Genomic DNA, 20,982 nt, shown 5'->3' with positions numbered 1-20,982 from the left:
AGTCATTTTGGACAAAGTTATAATGGGTTAGATTGTGTTTAAAGGGCCATGAATGACTACAAATCTATAACCTGAGGGTGATGATTTTTTGATTTTGACAAGCTTTACCCTGAAATGGGGCAAACGGCACTGGGCATTGGTCACCAGCCTGTTGCTTGTGTGCTGCCTTGTTATGCCACAGTGGGCATCTGCCCATGCTTATATTGTTAAGGCTTCGCCAGGAGAAAATGAGATCCTCGTAGCTGCTCCAGAGCGGTTGACAATGGAGTTCAACGAGTCCTTGCAGACGGCCTTTTATGATATCAAAATTACCGGTCCTGACGGTACTCAGGCAGACGATGGAAAAGTTCAGATTGATGTGGATCGCCCTCATATTCTGGAGACTGGCCTGCGGGCTGGACTCGGGAACGGGACTTATGCCGTTAACTGGAAAGCTGTGTCTGCCGATGGACACCCGATTCAAGGAGCATATGTTTTCCATATCGGTGAACCATCCGGTTCTCCTGCCGGACTAAGTGATCTTACATCCGGTTCCGGCTCAACAGGTGGGCCGCTGAAATGGATCGTATCCCTGACAGACTGGATTCAGTATCTCGGATTGTCTGTCATTCTGGGGACACTTGCATTCTTGCTACTGCGAATCGCACCGACATCCATGACAAGAGAACCTATGGATGTTCCGGGCAGCTACAGACTGTTATGGATCAGCTATGCTGCTGCTTCCTTTGCCGCTCTGATCAGCCTGCCACTAAATACGTTATATGAATCTGGTGTGGCTCTGGGCGAGCTAAGCTGGGGACTAATCGGAAGTGCGCTCAAGCTGACATCCTTTGGTCAGATCTGGATGTTACAGATACTCATTGTAATGCTGCTGGCCGTCACGATACTCTCTGGATATGATCGCGATCGATCCATCCGTGCTCGCATCTGGTCTTCTTACGGGTCACTCGTGCTCGTGCTTGGATGGCTGTTCACTCATGCCATGACGGGACATCCAGCTGCGGCGGATCAACGAGCTCTCGCGATTGCCATGGACTTCGTGCATCTGATCGGGGCAGCCTTCTGGATTGGTGCACTAACCGCCATGGCGATATGTCTGCCTCCACTCGCCGACAAGCTACCTTCGAAGGTGCGAGGAGAAGTCTACTGGACTGCCATTCGCAGGTTTACCGCTTGGGGGATTGGCGCCGTTGCCGCTCTGGTTGCTACAGGGATATACAGCAGTCTGATTATTCTACCAGCACCTGTGCTGACTTCCTTGTTCACTACAGCCTATGGCCTTGTCCTGATCGGCAAGATCGTTCTGCTGATTGTGATGGTTCTCTTTGCATGGCGTCATGCCAGATTAGCAAGAGCAGCAACGGGAAGCAGATTATCCGGCAGCCTGAAAGCCGAGCTTGCTACTGGTGCTGTGATTCTCGCTCTTGCTGCTGTACTGACACACCTGTCTCCAGGACAACCGGCTGCGGTCGGACCGTATCAGGAGACAAAGACTACAGAAGATGGCTCGGCGATCACACTTCAGGTGAGTCCCAATGTAACGGGAGAGAACCAATTTGAAGTCGATGTGAAACGAGCAGATGGAAGTATCGTTAACGATCTGGAACAGATCACACTGTCACTCACACATCTGGACATGGATATGGGGATCTATGAGATTACCATTCCTAAAAACGACACCGGTGTGTACAAGGCTGAAGATTACATCTCCATGCCTGGACGTTGGAATATCAAGGTACATCTTCTGACCAAAACGTTGGATGCACTGGATGCCGAATTTGAGATCGACACTGCCAAGCCATAGTTACACACGTTTATATTGAAAAGTGACCCAATCTAAAATTAGTGTTTCTACACACTGCAAATGTAGTGAAGGATACGAAATTGATTCTGGAGAAGCGAAGCTCAGCCTTTATTCCGGGATTTCATCTTACTAAATATAAATTGAACTAATGTTTGCACTGAAACGGAGAGGACAGAAAAAACCTGAAAAAGCGAAGCGTTCGCCTTTATCACCGGATTTTCCCTTTGAGAAAAGGGAATCAAAAAAATCTGGGGATAACAGCGATTGGAGGGTTATTCTGTCATCGGAGTGTATGTGTAAACCATCTTTTGTTCAATTTGTTGAATCAAAAAAATCCGGGAATAACGGTGATCGAAAGAACAATTCGTAACCGGAACGTGCCTTTGCAGAACGTAGACACTCATTTAAGAAAATGGGCCGCATCATATATGATAAGTACTGAGAGGGGTTATTTATTTTGAAGAAAACATCATGGATTTCCAAACTAACATCCACTATCGCAACAGGTACTGCAGCATTTATGCTATTCGCCGGATTCGCGAGTGCTCACGTTACCGTTAGCCCATCCGTTGCACAGACAAGCGCATGGCAGACGTACACGATTAAGATTCCATCCGAGAAAGAACTGCCAACGACCAAAATCACGATGAAAATTCCAGAAGGTGTTGCGTTCAAGCAATACCAACCACTGGCAGGCTGGAAAATCACCACAGAGAAGAACGCCTCCAATGAAGTAACGTCGATCACATGGGAAATTGACGGCGATAACGAGGGTATTATCGCAGGACAATTCCAGCAGTTCAACTTCGTTGCACAGAATCCTACGGCTGAAGCTGAAGTGGCTTGGGATGCATTCCAATACTACAGCGATGGCAGTATTGTAGAATGGACAGGCCAGCCAAGTGACGCCAACCCACACAGTATCACAACGATCAGTGAAGATCCGGCTGCTACTGATAATGCTGCGGCAGGTGGAGGACATGATAGTGCAGGTACAGAAGGAGCCACTGGTGATAATGCAGCTACCGACGATAGCAAAGCAAATGATGACACCACGCTGGGCGATGCACTCAATGACACCGTTACAGGTGAGCCAAACAACACGGATACAGACCCAGGTACACTTAAACTTCAACAAGCAACGTTGATCGTATCCATTCTGGCTCTGATTCTGTCCTTCTTGGGAATCGCGTTGGCTACACGTCGCAAAAAACGTTAAGAACTAACTTACAGTTCACGATAACTTGAGAAATATTTAGATAACAAAAAGCCTATGGCATACGGGTTCAAACCCGATGTGCCGTAGGCTTTTTAGCTATCATCATCTTGATTGGCAACCCATGTTCTTTACAATCCGTGGTTTAGGCACTAATCACGCCTCTCCACATTCACACTCTTATCCACGCTGATTACCATCCGCAATATGGCATCAGCCTTACCACTCGTTAGCGTTCCTGATCCGTCTGGATCATAATCTCAATGTTTTGCAGCAAGCTTTTCTTCTGCTGTTCAATGGATTGAATACGTCTGGACAGGCCCGCAAAAAACTCTTCAATCTGCTGCCTTGTATAATCAGCAGATTGCCCTTTCCAATCGTTCAGGCGACTATATAGCGCCCTCGCTTCCTGTTCATCGGCTTGCAGACGGGCAAGCAGCTGTGTCAGTTCTTTTTCCGCAATTCGAAGATCATTCAATTCCACCAGCAATTGTCCACCCACTTGCGTTCCCCTCCCCCATGTACGTGATATCGACATTAACCAACCTGGTTCCTAATTAAAATGAACCGGACTCTCGTCCGCCTGCCGGAAGGCATCTGCTTTCTCATCAATAAAGTTCAGGAACTGGCTGGTATGTTTCATATGCCATGTGCTAAGTTCTTGAATCGACGCGTCCAGTTGGGTGACAATCGGCTCCAGCCTGCGACTGCGGCTCGTATGCAGGTATTGAGCCATGCGGCTTCGTACCTGATTCAGCTCGGCATTGCATTGTTGTGCATTTTGCTTCCACCGGGAAGCGACACTTTTCAGTTCTTCCGGCGTTACCTGAATCAGACCTGAAGCCGCAGCAGCCGAAGCCATACCTCCACCTCCGCCAGACTTGGAACGTAACGGACCGAAGTTCTTGCCGAACGGTCCCATGTGATCCATAAGGCGCGGTGAATAGCGGATTCTCTCTCCAGTAATCGGATCGTACAGGTCATTGGATATGTAACCATTTTTGAAATCATATTGATCCAGACTGTGATAGTTTTCCCCGCCAAATGAGTTCTTGGCTTTATCGATAATACTCACGCCATCATTCGCCGAGTCATAATCGGAGTTGATGTAATAGGTCGATCCTACATGCCGGTCATATCCTCCCAATGTTCCGCTGGCTACCAGATCACTGGGATTGGCATAGTTCACAACCTGCCCGTCAAATGCACCCGCTTCAGCCCGGCGCCGCATTTCTGGTGTCAAATTACCCATTACAGATGGTGCACTAAACGTCACGGCTGGAATTCCGGTATAAGCAGATGCATATTGTGCATTTCCCCCGCCCAAGGAATGTCCGGTCATCGAGAAATTCAGATCCTTATGCTTGTTCTGCATGTGATTTGCGTAGTCTTCGGATTGATACATCTGATTGGCCCAGCCTGTAGGGGAAACGGTTTTTTCAATATCCTTTACGCGATCACCCGTCCAGTTCTCCACGTCTCTTACCCTGTCACCAGCCCAATCCTCCACTTTGGATATGCCCGTGAAGTCCTTGACGCCTTCGACCCCTTTGTCGAGCCAATCCGGCGTAAGATTATTTACAAAATTCCCGGCCTCCTGCTGACCCTTACGAATCAACTCTCCGCCCCCAATACGGCCATCCATGACAAAGTCAGGTACAGAGCGATCCAAGGACGCACTTCCTTCTGTACCACGATAAGCAATGACCGCTTCCTTGGTCTCGGGATTATAAAAGGTTACAGCATCAAAACCGGAAAGTTTATTGCTTTCTGTCCCCTCAAGGACCTCCCATCCGGGAATTTCCGTTAATTTGTCTCCAGCCTTTTGATCCTGGTAGGCTAGATCAGACATCGTTTTATACGTTTCATCATCAATATTGGACCCGTTACTCAATAACTACACCTCCCTTTATTTGTCGTATGGATCATGTCCCTTGGCTATCATCACTTCCTCAATTTCAGGGCTAATGACCAAATTCTTGGTTACCTTCTTTTTGTAGTCGTACGAAATGCCAAAGCTCTGATCTTCATGATCTTTCACATGGCCTTTCAGCCCAATCTGGGATACTGCCATTTCCGGCAACAACTCTTTGCTTGTAATCACAACATCCAATTCGAACTTCTGCTTGAAATGCTGAATTACGGTTGCTTCAGCTTCTTGGTATAGAGCTTCCTTCTCACTTGCATTCATGTTCTGACAACCTCCCAGAAATATAGTAAACACCATCATTAGTGTGAATAAACCCTTCAACCATCCTGCACGTTTAATACGGATCCCTCCTCTTGGTAGAATCGAGGCATTCACTATATGTGAAGTACACCCTATTCATCTGTTACCTGCATCATAGTACAAAATCAACATGAGCCATATCGGCTAACAGGATCGTTTTCATGTAACTTTCTTCCTATATGATTCAAATAGGACACTTTGGTGTACATTACCCACTTTCCTAATTCTTGCATCAGTTTAGCTTCTCGGCTTTCCATATATAACAAAAAAGCATCCTTTTCAACACATATTGTGTAGAAAAGAAAGCCTTTTATCTTCCGTCAACATCATCCTCAATAGCCTCATCCATACTGTCTGGCCCCGGTTTCGTCCAGTTGTTCACACACGAGATCATTGTAGGATTTACACCGCCCAATCAATTCATCATGTGTTCCAGCATCAACGAGTTCACCTTGGTCCAGCACATATATGGTGTCCGCGCTTCGGATCGTACTTAGCCTGTGGGCAATGATAATCTGGGTACATTTCAACATGTTCAGATTATGGGCAATGGTCGCCTCTGTAACGGTATCCAAAGCACTGGTTGCCTCATCCAACAGAAGAACTTTGGGTCTGCTCACCAATGCTCGTGCGAGAGCTACCCGTTGCTTCTGCCCTCCAGACAGGTTCGATCCCGCCTCAGAGATCAGTGTATTATACTTCATTGGCATCTTCTCAATATCGGCATGAATATCCGCCAGCTTCGCTGCGAACATTACATCCTCCAGTGTTGAACCCTCTGCATGTAGCCTGATGTTGTCATACACGGTGTTGTTAAATACAAAGTTATCCTGAAGCACGATACTGATTTGGCTGCGAATATCCTGCTGCTCCAGTTCTTCTACAACCACGCCGTCAAAATAGATATTACCCTGTGTGGGCGTATACAGCCCTACCAGCAATTTCGCCAAGGTACTCTTTCCTGATCCTGATTTTCCAACTAGAGCGACCCTTTGCCCTGCTTTAATCGTAATATTAATATTTTTCAGCACATCTTCCCCGTAGTCCGTATACCTGAAGGTGACCTGATCAATTGTAATATCCCCATTCAGCTTTACATCTCGGAGGGTCGGCGTTTTCTTCTTGAATTTATTACTTTCCTCAGCTTGAATGACATCATAGATTCGATCTAGCAGCGCATCCGCCATCACGAACTCGTTCAGCATCAAAGCAAGCGAGTTCAGCGGCCCCAGAAACAGCGCGGCCAGGGATTGGAATGAAACAAGCATACCAAGTGTCATATTCCCCTGCATAATCTGATATAATCCCACCAGCAGAATGAGCATCGGAGTCATAAAACTCAGCGTATTCGTCACGGTATTTACTCTTGTCTGAAAAATGGCTTTTTCCTTGACCGTTGCGAGCTGACGCATGAATAGCGCTCTCCATTTTTCCCCGGTACGCTCTTCAATCCCAAGTGATTTGATGGTCGAGATGCCTTCCAACACTTCCGTCATGAACGATCCAGCCAAACTTTGGGCGACAATCTGGGTTTGTGTCAGTTTCTTGAATCTGCTGCGTGTGTATACAAAAACAAGAATCTGTATCAGCCCTACACCAAGCAGTGTGAAAGCGATCAAACGGGACTGGATTACAATATACGTGAAGGTCACAACAATTAAAAATAGATTGATTAGCGTAGAGATCATCTTCTGGGATAATATCTCTCGAATGGTCGTATTGCTATTAATCCGCAGCATCAAATCCCCACGCGAACGAATTTCAAAATATTGATAAGGCAGTTTGAGCATATGAGAGACAAAGTTTGTCGTCAGTTGGGAATCCAGCAATTCCTGAAGCCGTACAATGCACATATCCTTCATATAACTGAAGCCGATTTGAAACAGGGTTAACAGCACAATGCTGGTGATTAGGACAGGAAATAACGAGTAACCCTCACCACTAGTGGCCGCATCAATTGAAACTTGCATCAGGAATGGAAAGGCCACCGAAACCAATTGCAACCCCAGAGCAAGTAGAATGGTCCAACCAAAATATTTTTTGTTACTGCGAATCAAATCTTTGAAGTACGCCACTTTACTAATCTTTTTCTCGGACAAAGGTACAAAGCCATCATCCGGATATACGAGCAGAAAAATACCTGAATATTTCTCCGTAAACTCCTGTGTACTGATAACCAGCCTGCCCAAAGCCGGATCGACAATAATGAACTGACCACCCGTCTTGATCCGCTCAAGCACGACAAAATGGCTGTCTTCCCAGAAACAAATGACTGGCAGAAAGTCATTGTTAAGTGTTTCAACAGGCGCTTTTTTAGCTATCCCTTTCAAATGATAGGTCTGGGCAACCTCTTTCATTTTGAGCATCGAACTGCCATCCCGACCGTTCCCCAGCATCGCAAAACGTTCCTTCAGATCCGTGAAATCCGCTTCGTAGCCGTGATATGCGAGTAACATATGTAAGCAACTAGGGCCACAATCATATTGATTCATTTGCAGTTTGACAGGGACTTTGCGTTGTCTCTTTCCGCGCAGACGGAATACAGGTCGTTCAGGCATAATGCTGCCCCATATGGGGTGACTGTTCCATAGTGTCCATCTGCTGCTGAGCGGATGCCGTTTCCATAGCGTATGTCTGCGCCATATCCCTTGTTTCCTTGCCTTTTGGTCCCTCCATCATCAGTACTGAAGGCAGGTCACGATTGTAAAGTCGGAGCAATTGATATCCAATGCCGGCAAGCCCTAGCATCAGTCCTGGGATTTGCTGACGACCTGGAATGCCGCATCTCCAATGATGGTTATCATGTCTCACCTGTGTCACAATGTAATTTGCCATCTGAACGGAGTACTCCTTCAACTCTTCATCCTGCAAATATTCGGCTGCGAGCAGGAACAACTCCAGATTGCCCATATCTCCATGGCAGAGCGAATAGCTAACTTCTGTAAACCCTTCTTCCATCGTCTTGGCTAACGCTCTGCGGATATCCTTCTCAACCGTATCCATAGCTCCTAATGACCTCAATTGGTGCGCTAATCCTATACGGGCGATCCCTAGACCAGGTGCGCCATTACACCAGTACATGACGTAATGTTCTTCCGGCATGCTGCCATCGGTGAACCGCAGATCTTTCCAATTGTTCACTTCAGGACTGTAAAGGGCTTCCTCATACTTCAGTCCTTCCATACAGGTTTCAAGATAGGCTTTGTTGCCTGTAGCACTATATAGACGGGCCAAACTCAGACAGATGCCTGCGTTACCATGCGCAATGCCGCTAAGTGGCGTTTTATTAATCGCTGACGTCACCCAAGCCATACCTTGATCCATTGGCTGCGCAAGCTTCAGCAAACGATCTCCGCATCGCACAGCCACGTCCAGCGCTCTTTGCGATTGAAAGTTCATATACATGTCCACACAAGCCATCAATGTACCTGCACAACCTGAGATCACATCCAATTGCTGATCATTATCGACCATATCGTCCAGGATATCGAGCAATTCCAGCGTATCCGGGTTAATCCCCGGTTCGGAACATACGTTGGCTTTATGAACCAGTAAATAGAGAAGTGATCCATAGCCAGTGAACAATGAGATGTTTTTATCGATTTTTTTGCGGATCATCTCCCAGGCTGTCTGAATACACAGATGAACCATCTGCATATATTTGTGGTCACCTGTCTCCTGACTCAGATACAAATAGAAATAGGCAATGCCCGTTACCCCGTTATATAACCCCAATTCCGAAGATTTGTAGATTAACTTCTCGTCTGCATCCATACCCATACTGATCCATGACACCGAAAGACCTTCATCTCCCATAATGGCAATATCCTTTATGTAATCCCCGATCCTTACGGCTTCATGCAAATATTCTTCTTTCGTCATGGGTATTCGAAGTTCATTCAACTGTGCCGGTTGCACACTTGCGGTACTCTTCTCCATAGCGAATGAACGTTCCAGCACATACTTGGTCTGGAGTGTCCTTTCGGTAAATTCCCACTGCATGTCCATGTCTTTTGGGTTCATTGCCCGCACTTTATCCGCAGTCTGCGTTAAAATATCAGAGGAAAATACGCCGGCAATGGCTTGGTTGTCGTGGTGGTGAAACAACATGTCCTGGCCGATACAGGTCTGGAACATAGGTACGTCTCCGTGCAATAGATCGTAGCATTCATATTTCACGAGCTTTTCACGCATACGATCCTGTCGTACAATCATCCACATCATGTCGAACAACAAGCTCTTATCCAGCCCGTTTCTGAGATATTTGGGATGGGAGCTTGCTTCAATCAGCGTAAAGTATGTAACAGTCGGACGAACGATCGTTCGTACAGCACAACCATCAAAGTAATGGCAAACGATGGAGATAAATGACTCCTTTTGCTCCATGATGGCGCTGTATACACGATAGAAACCCTTCTTCAAACTTTGGATATATCGTTCAGGTTTGATGGGGGTCTGTTCATATGAAGGCAAATGACTGAACCGACTCACACTTACTTTGCTTCTTTGTATTCTCATGGTATCTGTATTCTTATCGTGAATCTCATACGTGTTCAGTACCTGATCTACGTCCCCCGCAAGCCCGCTTAGATCACTGTGATACAAAGCATTGGAGTCCAGCGTGGGCAGCATGCTCGTTTTTAACACGGAGTCATTCAATATCGAAAGGGTCTTCTCCAGCGCCGTATAGTATTCCTTCTCCTCCACATATTTGAAGGGCTGATTGTGCAGCAGTGATTCCAGATCGACAAAGAATGGATGCTCACCTTGAGCAACAATGTTCTCCATATGCATGTCCGTTGCGTTAACGGCATACAGAATAGCGAGATACTGCCCCTGCCGTTCAAAAAAACGTTCCGCTGCCTCCAGACTGGTGACTTCCTCATAGGGTATAAACTGCTGCCAGCCATATTCGGAGCGATCCAGCGATTTGGCAATACGGAACGGCAACCCCATTTGCTGATCGTTAAACCATTGCAACAGTCTGGCGAAAGCGGTGTCGATGGCCATGTTCCTTGGTTTGTACATGACATTGCCCCCTCCCGCAAACGCTAACCGCAATACACTGGCTCCACCATTATGCGAATCCCCGAGAAATACGACATCCTCCAGCTTATCCAGCTCGAAACCAAAAAAAGACTCCAGTTCACGACGATCTCTCGTCAGGCGCTCCAGAACACGCATCATATTGAGACTGATCCGAAGAGTGTGCTCAACAAGTCCTCGGGCAAGAACAGGATATTCCAGCAGTAAGGCGAGAATCTGTTCTCTGGACTGGATGTTCTGGCTCACAAAGTGCTGATACCGCTGCCGGGAATCCTCACCTCTCAATTCATCTTGTAATCTCGCTTTGTTTAACTCATAGATTAGTGTCTTGGCAGACATGTGGAAAACTTTATCCGAGACTGTCTTCAGAACAAGCCCTGTAACACGCCGTTTGTCCAACCAGTCATATCCTTCATTCAGGCCTTCGGTCATGATCTGAATGGATCGTTGCAGAAAGGGTTTGGAAAACTCAAAGAACGGAATTTCATCCGTATCGCCCTCAATAAAGTATTCGATCTCCAGATGCTCATTCTCCAGAAATGTTCTGCGGAGTTCCTGATGCCAGGTCATTTCAGCAAAGTCGTACATAAAACCTGTATCATTAAACATAGCCTGCACCGTATCCACCTTCATGGATTCAGCCTGGAAGCGATTCGACAATTGCTCCTGGTCCTGAAAAAACTTGTCAAGCCATTGCTGCATTCTTCCTGAATCCGTTTGCTCTACAGGCATGTCCACATTCGGAACGTTGGGAACTTGTGCAGTATATCGCTGCACAAACTGTTTGTATTTCTCTGTTAAGTAGAGTGCATCACTCCAGCGGGAGTCATGTAATCGCTCCTGTATGCTCATCATTTCATTCCCCTTCTATTGGATGGTTTGGTGTCCAAAATCTCACATAAAAAAATCAAGCACATAACTGAAATCAGCTATGTGCTTGAAGATGAGAGTAAAATTTAACAACAAGTAAGCCAGGAAGAAGGTGAAACCGAATTATAATGACATTCATGACTTACCGTACAAAATACACCGCCACTAGCTTGAGCATCAATTACAGATACCGCTCCTGTAATGACCATAAGCTCGTCATCACTGATGTCCTCGATTGCTCGCAATGCTTCGAGATTGAATTGTTTCATTGAAAAAACCTCCATTCGAATTTTTTTATATGTATAGCTTATAAAAAGCTAAACACCAATGTTGAACTCAACTGCAGGATATTGTAAAATATTTAAATTATGTAATTATTTTCTATATATTCATTCTAGCATAATTTGCTAGTTTTTGTAAATCTATTTTCGGGATTTTACCACCATTTTACAAAATAAATCGCATTTACTAGAATCACAACAAAATTGTGTTATTTCGTTGTTAAATGCACAAAATTTTAAACACCTGTCCAAGACAGGTGTTTTTCTAAGTAGCAGGCAACTGCAAAGCAGCTCTAAGCCCTTCCCCACTATCACTCTCAAGAATAAGCTTTCCCCGATGAGCCTGCGCAATCCTTGATACCATTGGAAGCCCTAAGCCATGTCCCTGACGGGAAGGCCGTACGCGTCCTGCCGCATAGGGGAGAACCACCACATCGTCCAGATACTCTTTTGGAATTCCTTTTCCATCATCTGACACCACAAATTCACAACATACATCCTCAGCTGCACGCATCGTTTCCAGCACAATTGCACACCCCTCCGGGTTATGCGTGATACTGTTTTGTACCAAATTCGTTACTGCACGATACAATAATCGTTCATCCCCCATAACATGGAGACTCTCGTCCTGAACATGAAGCGAGATTGGATAACGCTCATCCAGTCCATTATTCAAAAAATCCGACACAGCCTGCCTTGCTAGTACCGAGAGTCGAATCGACTTCAACTGTAGAGGCTGCATCTCATACTCCAGCATGGATACCAGGTTTAGATCACTGACCAGTGACCGCAGGCGTTCACCCTGGCGACGAATAATGGAGGCCTGCTGTTTGTGCTCGGCTGACAAATCCGATTGCTCCTCCAACTCACTCGCGTAACCCAGAATCATGGACAAGGGTGTCCGTATATCATGAGAAATGCCTGCGATCCAGTTGGATCGCGCTTCATCTCTCGCTTTTAGAGCATCATCCTTGTCCTGAAGCATACGGGATGTTGAATTGATGCTTTGTGACAGGTCATTAAATATACCTTTGGTTTCGACGTGAACAGGCTCTTCCTTTGCCAATGCGTGAATGCCATGGATTAACGGTCGAATACTACGGATCACCCGCGTTCCAATGAGTATGGATACTAGTAGAGCAAGAGCCACATTACACACCAACAATAGTATGATCCGAATAGGCAATGACTTGAGCCACTCTGCCAGAAAGTCGAACTGGTATTTTCCGTACGTATTCTTAGGGTAGCCTACGACCAATAATCCATCTTCACGTTCCCATACGTACACCGGGTATTCCTTAAGATAGTATCGCGAGAACTTCGCAACATCCGTCACGTCATAAGAGCGCGGGATTTCAGCCGGAAGCCGTTCGCTCCACTGTACCTTGCCCTGGGGATCGAGCAGCATCGCCCAAGCCTGATATGTATCCAGCAGTTGCATTCCATCGCTGTTTAGCGCATAGTCCCCCTGCTCGCCCTTACTCAGACCACTGGCCATCTGTTTCACAACCGCACCGGGGGAAGGACCCTCATGAATTTCCTTGAAGATCAGCGAACCTAGCAAAATTAGATTGAACAATAACAGCACCACAGATACCAGAATGGTAGATCCTACAAACTTTCTTAGAATTCGAACAACGCCATCCATCACCTAGACTCCTGAGCCATCAGTTTGTAACCAAGGCCCCGAACGGTTAGCAAAAATACCGGTTTGGACGGGTCTTCCTCAATCTTCTCCCGGATTCGCCGAACATGCACCATCAGTGTATTTTCATAACCATAACTCTCGTCTCCCCATACGGCTTGACACAGGGCATCGCTGGTTACAATCCGGCCTTGATTCTCATACAACTTGATCAGTATGGCGTGCTCCTTAGCTGTCAATGGAAGCTCCCTGTCTGTCCCCTGCACAACAGCACTCTCCAGATCAATGGTTTGTTCACCTAAACGGAATACAGGCAATCTCTCCACCGTATTGGAGGCATATACCCGCTTCAGAATAGCCATCAGCCTGAGAATCAACTCTCTTGGCAGAAAGGGCTTGACCATATAATCATCCGCTCCCAGCCCCAGACCGAGCAATCGATCCTCATCTTCACCACGTGCCGACAGGAACAAAACAGGCATGTCCGAGAATGACCGGATCGAAGAGAGCAGAGAGAACCCATCCCCATCTGGAAGCATCACGTCCAGGATTGCTGCATCCGGTTTTTCAAGCCTGCATACTGCCAAGGCATTCACGAAGTTATCGGCCGTATAGACCCGAAAAAAACCTTCTTTACGTAAAAAACGTTCAATCATTTCCCGTATCTCAGGTTCATCATCTACGATCAATATTTTCTTATTCTTCAATAATTCCATTGATATCACCCTTTTTATTATACATCATAAAGGCATTCATCCTATATTTCCCATTTCCATTTAAGGTAATTGTAAGGTTATCTTCAGCTACGAGCAAGAAGCCTGATCTATATTTAGAGCAACAGAGACATTAGTGAAATGGAGTTGAGATCAATGATAAACAGTTCCCCCATCGTGGAAACGCATAACCTGTCCAAATCTTATGGCGGTACTAACCGCGTACATCAGGTCAATCTGGCAGTTGAGACGGGACAGATTTTTGGCTTCCTGGGTCCTAACGGAGCAGGCAAAACAACCACATTAAAAATGCTGTTGGGTTTGATCAAACCTACCGAAGGCACTGTAAAGGTGTTCGGCAAAGATCTGAATAAACATCGCCCTTCCATTCTGAATCAGACAGGTTCACTGATCGAATCTCCATCTTATTACGGCCACTTGACTGGACTTGAGAATATGAAAGTCATGCAGCGGCTACGGAACGTACCGAACAAAAATATTGATGAAGCTCTGAAAATTGTCCGGCTCGAAAATCAAAAACATAAGCAGGCCGATCAGTATTCCCTAGGGATGAAGCAACGACTCGGTATTGCCATGGCCCTGCTTGCCTTCCCGAGCCTGCTAATTCTGGATGAGCCTACAAACGGACTTGATCCGGCCGGAATCGGTGAGATCCGGGAATTAATCAAGTCCCTTCCGGGTCAATATGGCATAACAGTCCTGTTATCCAGCCACCTGTTGTCCGAGATCGAACAGATTGCTACCTCGGTCGGGATTATCAGTGATGGCAAGCTGCTGTTTCAGGGAACCATGCAGAGCCTTCAAGCCAATAACAAGACCACCATTCGTTTTCAGACAACAGACACGACAAGGGCAGAGAAAATCCTTTTGACTCAAGGCTACATGCCCACAGTTCATGGAAAACAGTTGGTGTTCAACTATCTTCGTGACGAGGAAGTCTCTCAGATGAACAAGGTGCTGGTAGAACACGATATCCCCGTGATCCGGATCGAGGAACACAAGAAAAGTCTGGAAGACATATTCTTGGATCTGACCGGAAAGGAGCGGAGCCTGTAATGAAAGCTCTATCCCTGGAGTATTATAAAATCCGCCGCAAAAGGATCTGGGTCATGCTATCCCTTTTTCTGGCCGCAGAAATGATCTGGGCCTCCATGTCCATGAGCATCTCCATCTCCCGAAGTGCAGCCAATGCGAGTTGGGAAGCCTTGATCTTCAGCATCGCTTCCATGAACGGACTGTTCCTGCCCATTATATCGGCTATCGTTGTGTCCCGCATCTGTGACATGGAGCATAAGGGGAACACATGGAAGATGCTGATGACGACCAACATCGGACGTAATCATGTCTACACAGCCAAGTACATATGTGCGAACAGCCTGATTCTGTATGGTATTCTTGCGCAAGCTGTGTTCATTGTCGGTTTCGGTCTATCCAAAAACATTTCCGGCCCGCTACCATTCTCCCTGCTGGTGCAGTTCGTTATAGGCACACTGCTAACTACACTCGCGATAACCGCTCTTCAGCAATGGCTATCTCTTACGGTACGCAATCAGGCTTTTGCGTTATGTCTGGGTATGCTGGGCGGATTCATTGGTACAACATCGGGTTTGTTTCCTGCAGGTGTACGTCACCTTTTCATCTGGTCTTACTACATGGATCTGAATCCAGTCACTTATATTTACAGCGCATCTTCGGGTACCTATGTATCGGGTATGCTGCCTGTCGGTCTTTTCTTAGCCGCCTTGTTGATGGCTGCCATCTTCTATTTTGCAGGGAATATTCATGCTTCAAGACAAGAGATTTGAGGAGGGGAACACATGCTGAGGAGCATTTCCGCAGAATGGCTTAAACTTCGGCATTCCCGGATCAGCCTGGTACTGGGCATTCTGCCTATTATCAGTCTGCTTATCGGATGCTTTAACTTTTATTTTAATCAAGCGGCTTTACAAAACGGGTGGTACAGCCTGTGGACACAGGTCAGTTTGTTTTACGGAGAATTCTTCCTGCCCATCCTGATCGCTATCTGTTGTGCCTTTGTATGCCGCCTGGAACACAGCAATCGCAACTGGAATATGATTCTGGCTTCTCCAGTGTCAGTCACCAGCCTATTTGTTGCCAAGTTGGTCATTGTTGGCATATTGATCTTCTCGGCTCAAGCCTTCTTCATGCTCATGTACTGGGCAGCAGGCAAACTGTTCGTCATTCCGGGTCCGTTCCCGATGGAGACCGTCATATGGAGCCTGCGAGGATGGTTTGCCGCTATCTCTATTGCTGCATTGCAACTAGGGTTGTCGATCCGGATAAGAAGCTTTGCGACGCCAATTGGCATCAGCCTTTGTGCAGTCTTTCTAGGACTAGGCATGTATGTGCTGAAAATCGGCATGTTATTCCCCTACTCCTTGTTAACTATAGGCATGGGCGTTCTGAGTCAAAAGGGACTGACATCCTCGGAGAATATCGTCTTTCTTTTCATGAACAGTCTCTTTATCCTTCTGTTTGCTACCTGGTCGATCCGCCGCCTGAAATATAAAGACATCGTATCGTCCTAAATTTACCGAGATCAAAGGAGGACAAGAACATGAAAAAAGCATTCACTATTCTCGCATTGATACTCGTTATTCTGACTTGCCTGTGGCTCTTCTTCATGGACCCTGCTAAATTGACTCCCGATAACCCTGCCGGCAAAACAACCTACTATACCACTGTGAATCAGACTACAGTCAACAAGGATGACAATGGCAGATATGCTTATGAACTGATCGGCTATACAGACGAAGGAAAATCCAAAACACTCAGCTTCTCCACCAGTAAGCTACTCAAAAATGGAGCCTATCTGAAACTATATGTATCCACGCTGCGTGGTGTTACACACTGGGAAGAGGTCACAGCGGACGATCTGCCAGGGCAAGCCAAGCAGTTAACCTCTAAATAGAAAAAAGATGCGTATCTATATCTCCATTGATATTTGCATAACAAAAAGAGCCTTGCCCCATTACTTCAAGGGTGGCTCTTTTAGGTTATGCCAATGCCATCTGCAGCGCAGTCAGCGCAATCCCGATAACAAATCCGGTAACGGCTCCGTTGATCCGAATCCATTGCAGATCCTGTCCAACCTTATCCTCAATCATCGAAACCAAAGTGGCATTGTCCATTTTGTCCACATTTTCGCGTACCAGTTTACCGATTTTGGAATGGTTTTTCTCCAGCAGTGTTGTGACGCCATTTACGATCTTGGCATTCATGCCTGTCATCAACTCGTCATCTGCCCGCAGATCAACCAATACTCGCTCAATGGCTGGCAGTGCATACGTATCTACATACTGTCCATCTTCCATCGCGGCGAGCGCCTTGTCTCTCAGTTCAGTGAGTTTGTTCAGCACCGTTTCCTCTGCGTTCCAGCCCTCCAGCATATTGTTCTTCCAGCTGTTGATTCCATCTTGCATAGCCTCACTCATTGCCAAACGCACCGTCTGGGTACGTACCATATCAAGCACCTTGTATCTAAGAGCGCTGCCTTCACGTTTCATATCCTCTACCCGATCGAAGAGATATCCTTGTAAAATGCCACCCAGACGCTCCTCGTTCATATAACCCAGGAACGCATTCATCGCAAACTGCATCAAACCGTTCATCTGAATGCCACTAATGGCTTTCATGCCGCTTTCACCCAAAAACATGATCGTCTCGGGTTTAACCAGCCACTCCTCGGCTTGCTTCAGTCCGTAGTCCAGCGCTTTGGCGTCGTAACCACGCTCTGTCATCTGGTGGGCAGCCCGTTCCAGAATCGGACCCAGATCAAAGGCGCCCGCTTGTGACTTGATCTCACGTGCTACGAGCGGAGCAATCTGCTCTAACGGCAGACCCGCCAGAATTCGTTTGCAGAGCGTATCAATCATGATCTTGATCCCGTCACTGTGAAGCTCACGTGTCAACGTATCGAGCACCGTCTCTGCTGCTTTGAAATCTGCAATTTTCTCGGTAATGCTGTCTTTGTTGAGCAAGTTATTCTCTACTGCGGAGACCAGACCTTCCGTCATTTTATCGCGATTTTTCGGCAGCAATGCCGTGTGTGGAATGGGAATGCCGAGCGGGTGACGGAATAATGCGGTAACGGCGAACCAGTCCGCAAGTCCACCCACGAGTCCCGCTTCAAATGATCCTACCAGCAACTTGCCCACAGGAGCGCCCTGGAACGGCAAGGATGCAGCAAATCCTGCTCCCATCACTACGAGAGACCAGGCAGCTGCTTTTTTGGTTTGTTTAGGTTTAGCCATTATATTCTTGCTCCTTTATCGTTAATCGTACGGTCTGGTCTATACCCGATTCCGTACTTCGTCTGTTCTTATGTAAACTCTCCAATCACAAAGTCTTGACTTCCATATTTCGTATACTTCATCTTATCACCCACAAGCGTCAAAACCAAACCTCTGGTTGAAGAAAAAGGATAATAGCGGCGTTTACTTCGTAAAATGGATCGCTCCCTTTTCCAAGACCAGGAAGATTTTAGTATAATCATTCAAGACGGCCCTTCGATATCGATTGGCTACTGAACTGCAGGGTAATTACATAGTGGAACAATGAATCAATACGAGGAGGAATTTCGGACCATGAAACACGTGCAGGACACAACCACGCTCTACAACGGAGTCAAAATGCCATGGCTGGGTTTTGGGGTATTCAAAGTTAAAGACGGAGACGAAGTCGTTCATGCTGTCAAAACAGCCATTCAAGCTGGTTATCGCAGCATCGACACAGCCAAAGCGTATAACAACGAAACAGGTGTCGCTCAGGGTATTCGTGAATCTGGAGTAGCTCGTGAGGATCTGTTCATTACCACTAAAGTATGGAATAGCGATCAAGGATATGAATCCACGCTAGCTGCCTTCGAAGCCAGCATGGAACTACTCGAACTGGAGTACCTGGATCTTTATCTTATCCACTGGCCAGTCAAAGGCAAGTACAAAGATACATGGCGAGCGCTGGAGAAACTCCATAAAGAAGGACGCATCCGCGCGATCGGTGTGAGCAACTTCCAGATTCACCATCTGGAAGACTTGATGATCGATGCCACGATCAAACCAGCAGTTAATCAGGTGGAGCTTCACCCACTATTGATTCAGTCAGAGCTTCGTGAGTACTGCAACAAACATCAGATTCAGATCGAAGCCTGGTCTCCGCTCGGACAAGGTCATCTGATGGATCATCCGTTGCTGAAGGATATCGCCGCCAAATACAGCAAGTCCCCCGCACAAGTGATTCTGCGCTGGGATCTGCAGAACGGCATCGTGACCATACCGAAATCTGTCACCCCTGAGCGAATTCGTGCGAACGCCGATCTCTACGATTTTGAGTTAACTTCGGAAGAAGTAGAGCAGATTAACGGCCTGAACGAGAACAAACGCTTTGGTTCTGATCCCGACAACTTTAACTTCTAATATAAGCAGATGAATTCGATAACACCCGCCTTCGATCTTAGAAGAGCGGGTGTTTTGGTATGTGATGTTATAGGCAAACTATTCGTTGTTAAGAATGGAGGCGAGGCTCGTTATCCTATTCAGGGACGAAAGAATAAAAGTTTTTTTTGACCGTTTAGAACTATTTCTTCTCCTCACCAGTCTAACGAGTGTCAAGCGAACTCAAGCACTTATATAGAATCCAGGCCTGGAACGCGCGGTGACTTGAATATTTAGGTTGATCAGGGGGGATCAGGAGTGATTAGACTGAACCATAGAAAAACAAAAGAAGAACAGTTCAGCGAAAAAATAACAGAGATTCAAAATAAATTATATCGACTGGCATACTGCTATGTTAAAAATGAACAAGAAGCGCTGGATATCGTATCCGAAGCGGTCTATAAAGGGTACATCGCTTATGGAAAGATGGAGTCCATGACTTATTTTGATTCCTGGATGTCACGAATTGTGATTAACACAGCGATAGATCATATTCGACGCAACCAGCGAGTGACCTATATGGAGGATCATGTGCAGGAGTTTGTAGCTCCAGAGCGAGGGGCATCCGTGGAAGAGAAAATGGATCTGTATGATGCACTGGATCGACTCGTGCCCGAAGATAGAGCCTATATTATATTAAAGTTCTTTGGTAATATGCGTTTCCGGGAGATCGCTGAAGTGCTCTCCCTGTCGGAAAATACCGTTAAGTCAAAATTCTATCGGATTATCAACAAATTAAAAATGGATTTAATTGAAGGAGAGGTTGGAGATCTATGACAGGTAAAGATCGTTACGAAAATATTGAAATCCCTGCTCAACTTACTGACGTTATTCATCATGCACAGAAAAGAGCCACTGCTCGCAAGAATTCATCTCGAATGATTCGTTATGCCTCAGTCATAGCGGCATGTGCTGCTTTTCTCTTCGTGGTGAACATCCCTTCCGTAGCAAACGCCATGTCCAAAATACCTGTGGTCGGCTCTATTGTTCAGGTGTTGCAATTTGGCGATGGAGGCAAGATTACCGATGGAGTAACTGTGGGATCGGAAGCAACCGAAAATACGCTTAAAATCAATTTTAGCACCGACGAGCAAGATCAGACTAATGATGCACCCCATTATAATGTAGTACACAGAGAAGCACCGAATCGTATCCTCTTTACTTTTAGCGGTGCACGTTACATGGATATAGAGAAAGTCAAAGCCGACTTCATGACCCAGCCTTTAGTGAAAGATGTTTATGGTTCCATGATTTTAGACGACTCTTCTGTCGGATTCGTAGTTGTTTTAAAAGAAGGGGTACAGTATGCCGTAACGGAATTCAAGAACCCTGGATACCTGGAAGTGAAACTGACTTCCGACGGCAAACCGGTCACACCTCGGAAGGTATACTCTCTCCGCACAGAATCAATGCCTTTTGGAGAATCGATGGGTATAATTAAAGAATCTTATCCGGATGAGGACATCTCTTTCCTCAAAACGTCCACTGGTGAGTTTACAGCAGTTATTGGAGAATATCTTACCGCTGAAGAAGCTGAACAGAAGCTCAAAGAACTCGCTCAGCAACCGGATTATCATGAGGAGTTTTATGTGGACAGCTGGATGAGTAACGAGAATCCGAAGTGATTAGTCATTGCCAAAAGTGATGCTGATTCAAAAGGGAATCCTACATCCCTGAACTGGGCATAGACCTCAGCATATTTA

General features: G+C 46.3%; 18 protein-coding genes. 9 read left to right on the top strand and 9 right to left on the bottom strand.

From position 1 onward, the window contains the following. Positions 1 to 88 precede the first annotated feature (88 nt). Together BS614_RS05715 and BS614_RS05710 are read left to right on the top strand one after the other, a co-directional pair. Positions 89 to 1,804 carry a copper resistance CopC/CopD family protein gene (locus BS614_RS05715; protein WP_084174412.1) on the top strand — a complete coding sequence of 572 codons (1,716 nt, stop codon included), beginning with the start codon at positions 89 to 91 and terminating at the stop codon, positions 1,802 to 1,804. 457 nt (positions 1,805 to 2,261) lie between these two features. Beyond that, complete coding sequence (locus tag BS614_RS05710; RefSeq protein WP_074093214.1) at positions 2,262 to 3,023, top strand: YcnI family copper-binding membrane protein; 762 nt, start codon at positions 2,262 to 2,264, stop codon at positions 3,021 to 3,023. A gap of 226 nt (positions 3,024 to 3,249) precedes the next feature. On the opposite strand, the gene BS614_RS05705 is transcribed toward BS614_RS05710, so the two are convergent. The 8 genes from BS614_RS05705 to BS614_RS05670 form a co-directional block, all read right to left on the bottom strand. After that, entirely contained in the window at positions 3,250 to 3,522 is a 273-nt protein-coding gene (locus BS614_RS05705; RefSeq protein WP_157116026.1) for a hypothetical protein, read from the bottom strand. 51 nt (positions 3,523 to 3,573) lie between these two features. Continuing rightward, complete coding sequence (locus BS614_RS05700; RefSeq protein ID WP_244898275.1) at positions 3,574 to 4,914, bottom strand: Tle-like phospholipase domain-containing protein; 1,341 nt, start codon at positions 4,912 to 4,914, stop codon at positions 3,574 to 3,576. A 15-nt stretch (positions 4,915 to 4,929) separates the two neighbouring features. Further along, positions 4,930 to 5,211: a hypothetical protein gene (locus BS614_RS05695; protein WP_074093212.1), complete on the bottom strand. Its 282-nt coding sequence runs from the start codon at positions 5,209 to 5,211 to the stop codon at positions 4,930 to 4,932. A gap of 380 nt (positions 5,212 to 5,591) precedes the next feature. Beyond that, a complete protein-coding gene (locus BS614_RS05690; RefSeq protein ID WP_074093211.1) occupies positions 5,592 to 7,808 on the bottom strand; it encodes a peptidase domain-containing ABC transporter in 2,217 nt (738 codons plus the stop codon). Continuing rightward, the gene (locus BS614_RS05685; RefSeq protein ID WP_074093210.1) at positions 7,801 to 11,151 is read right to left on the bottom strand and encodes a type 2 lanthipeptide synthetase LanM family protein; all 3,351 of its coding nucleotides are present in this window, start codon (positions 11,149 to 11,151) and stop codon (positions 7,801 to 7,803) included. Before BS614_RS05685 ends, BS614_RS05690 begins: the two co-directional genes overlap by 8 nt. 101 nt (positions 11,152 to 11,252) lie before the next feature. Beyond that, positions 11,253 to 11,435: a type A2 lanthipeptide gene (locus tag BS614_RS05680; protein WP_074093209.1), complete on the bottom strand. Its 183-nt coding sequence runs from the start codon at positions 11,433 to 11,435 to the stop codon at positions 11,253 to 11,255. Positions 11,436 to 11,712: 277 nt separating this feature from the next. Then, positions 11,713 to 13,095, bottom strand: coding sequence for a sensor histidine kinase (locus BS614_RS05675; RefSeq protein ID WP_074093208.1), 1,383 nt, complete (start codon positions 13,093 to 13,095; stop codon positions 11,713 to 11,715). Further along, positions 13,095 to 13,808 carry a response regulator transcription factor gene (locus tag BS614_RS05670; RefSeq protein WP_074093207.1) on the bottom strand — a complete coding sequence of 238 codons (714 nt, stop codon included), beginning with the start codon at positions 13,806 to 13,808 and terminating at the stop codon, positions 13,095 to 13,097. The genes BS614_RS05675 and BS614_RS05670 overlap by 1 nt, the downstream gene beginning before the upstream one ends. 156 nt (positions 13,809 to 13,964) lie before the next feature. Between BS614_RS05670 and BS614_RS05665 the strand changes: the two genes are divergently transcribed. The 4 genes from BS614_RS05665 to BS614_RS05650 are packed head-to-tail and all read left to right on the top strand — an operon-like array spanning position 13,965 to position 16,758. Then, on the top strand, positions 13,965 to 14,882 hold the full coding sequence (locus tag BS614_RS05665) for an ABC transporter ATP-binding protein (RefSeq protein WP_074096700.1): 918 nt from the start codon (positions 13,965 to 13,967) through the stop codon (positions 14,880 to 14,882). Then, a complete protein-coding gene (locus tag BS614_RS05660) occupies positions 14,882 to 15,631 on the top strand; it encodes an ABC transporter permease (protein WP_074093206.1) in 750 nt (249 codons plus the stop codon). The genes BS614_RS05665 and BS614_RS05660 overlap by 1 nt, the downstream gene beginning before the upstream one ends. A gap of 12 nt (positions 15,632 to 15,643) precedes the next feature. Beyond that, positions 15,644 to 16,375 (top strand): ABC transporter permease, encoded by a 732-nt coding sequence (locus BS614_RS05655; RefSeq protein ID WP_074093205.1) that lies wholly within the window; start codon positions 15,644 to 15,646, stop codon positions 16,373 to 16,375. Positions 16,376 to 16,404: 29 nt separating this feature from the next. Further along, positions 16,405 to 16,758, top strand: coding sequence for a YxeA family protein (locus tag BS614_RS05650; RefSeq protein ID WP_074093204.1), 354 nt, complete (start codon positions 16,405 to 16,407; stop codon positions 16,756 to 16,758). A gap of 85 nt (positions 16,759 to 16,843) precedes the next feature. Here BS614_RS05650 and BS614_RS05645 read toward each other — a convergent pair whose 3' ends face one another. After that, positions 16,844 to 18,100 carry a DUF445 domain-containing protein gene (locus BS614_RS05645; protein WP_074093203.1) on the bottom strand — a complete coding sequence of 419 codons (1,257 nt, stop codon included), beginning with the start codon at positions 18,098 to 18,100 and terminating at the stop codon, positions 16,844 to 16,846. Positions 18,101 to 18,433: 333 nt separating this feature from the next. Here BS614_RS05645 and BS614_RS05640 point away from each other — a divergent pair, with 333 nt between their 5' ends. The 3 genes from BS614_RS05640 (at position 18,434) to BS614_RS05630 (ending at position 20,904) form a co-directional block, all read left to right on the top strand. Then, a complete protein-coding gene (locus tag BS614_RS05640) occupies positions 18,434 to 19,261 on the top strand; it encodes an aldo/keto reductase (RefSeq protein ID WP_074093202.1) in 828 nt (275 codons plus the stop codon). A gap of 276 nt (positions 19,262 to 19,537) precedes the next feature. Further along, positions 19,538 to 20,056 carry a sigma-70 family RNA polymerase sigma factor gene (locus BS614_RS05635; protein WP_074093201.1) on the top strand — a complete coding sequence of 173 codons (519 nt, stop codon included), beginning with the start codon at positions 19,538 to 19,540 and terminating at the stop codon, positions 20,054 to 20,056. Continuing rightward, positions 20,053 to 20,904 (top strand): DUF4179 domain-containing protein, encoded by an 852-nt coding sequence (locus BS614_RS05630; RefSeq protein ID WP_074093200.1) that lies wholly within the window; start codon positions 20,053 to 20,055, stop codon positions 20,902 to 20,904. Before BS614_RS05635 ends, BS614_RS05630 begins: the two co-directional genes overlap by 4 nt. Positions 20,905 to 20,982 lie beyond the last annotated feature (78 nt).

The sequence above is a fragment of the Paenibacillus xylanexedens genome, assembly GCF_001908275.1.
Lineage (GTDB): Bacteria > Bacillota > Bacilli > Paenibacillales > Paenibacillaceae > Paenibacillus > Paenibacillus xylanexedens_A.
The sequence above is the reverse complement of the archived record's forward strand: the minus strand, read 5'-3'. Positions and strand labels throughout refer to the sequence as shown.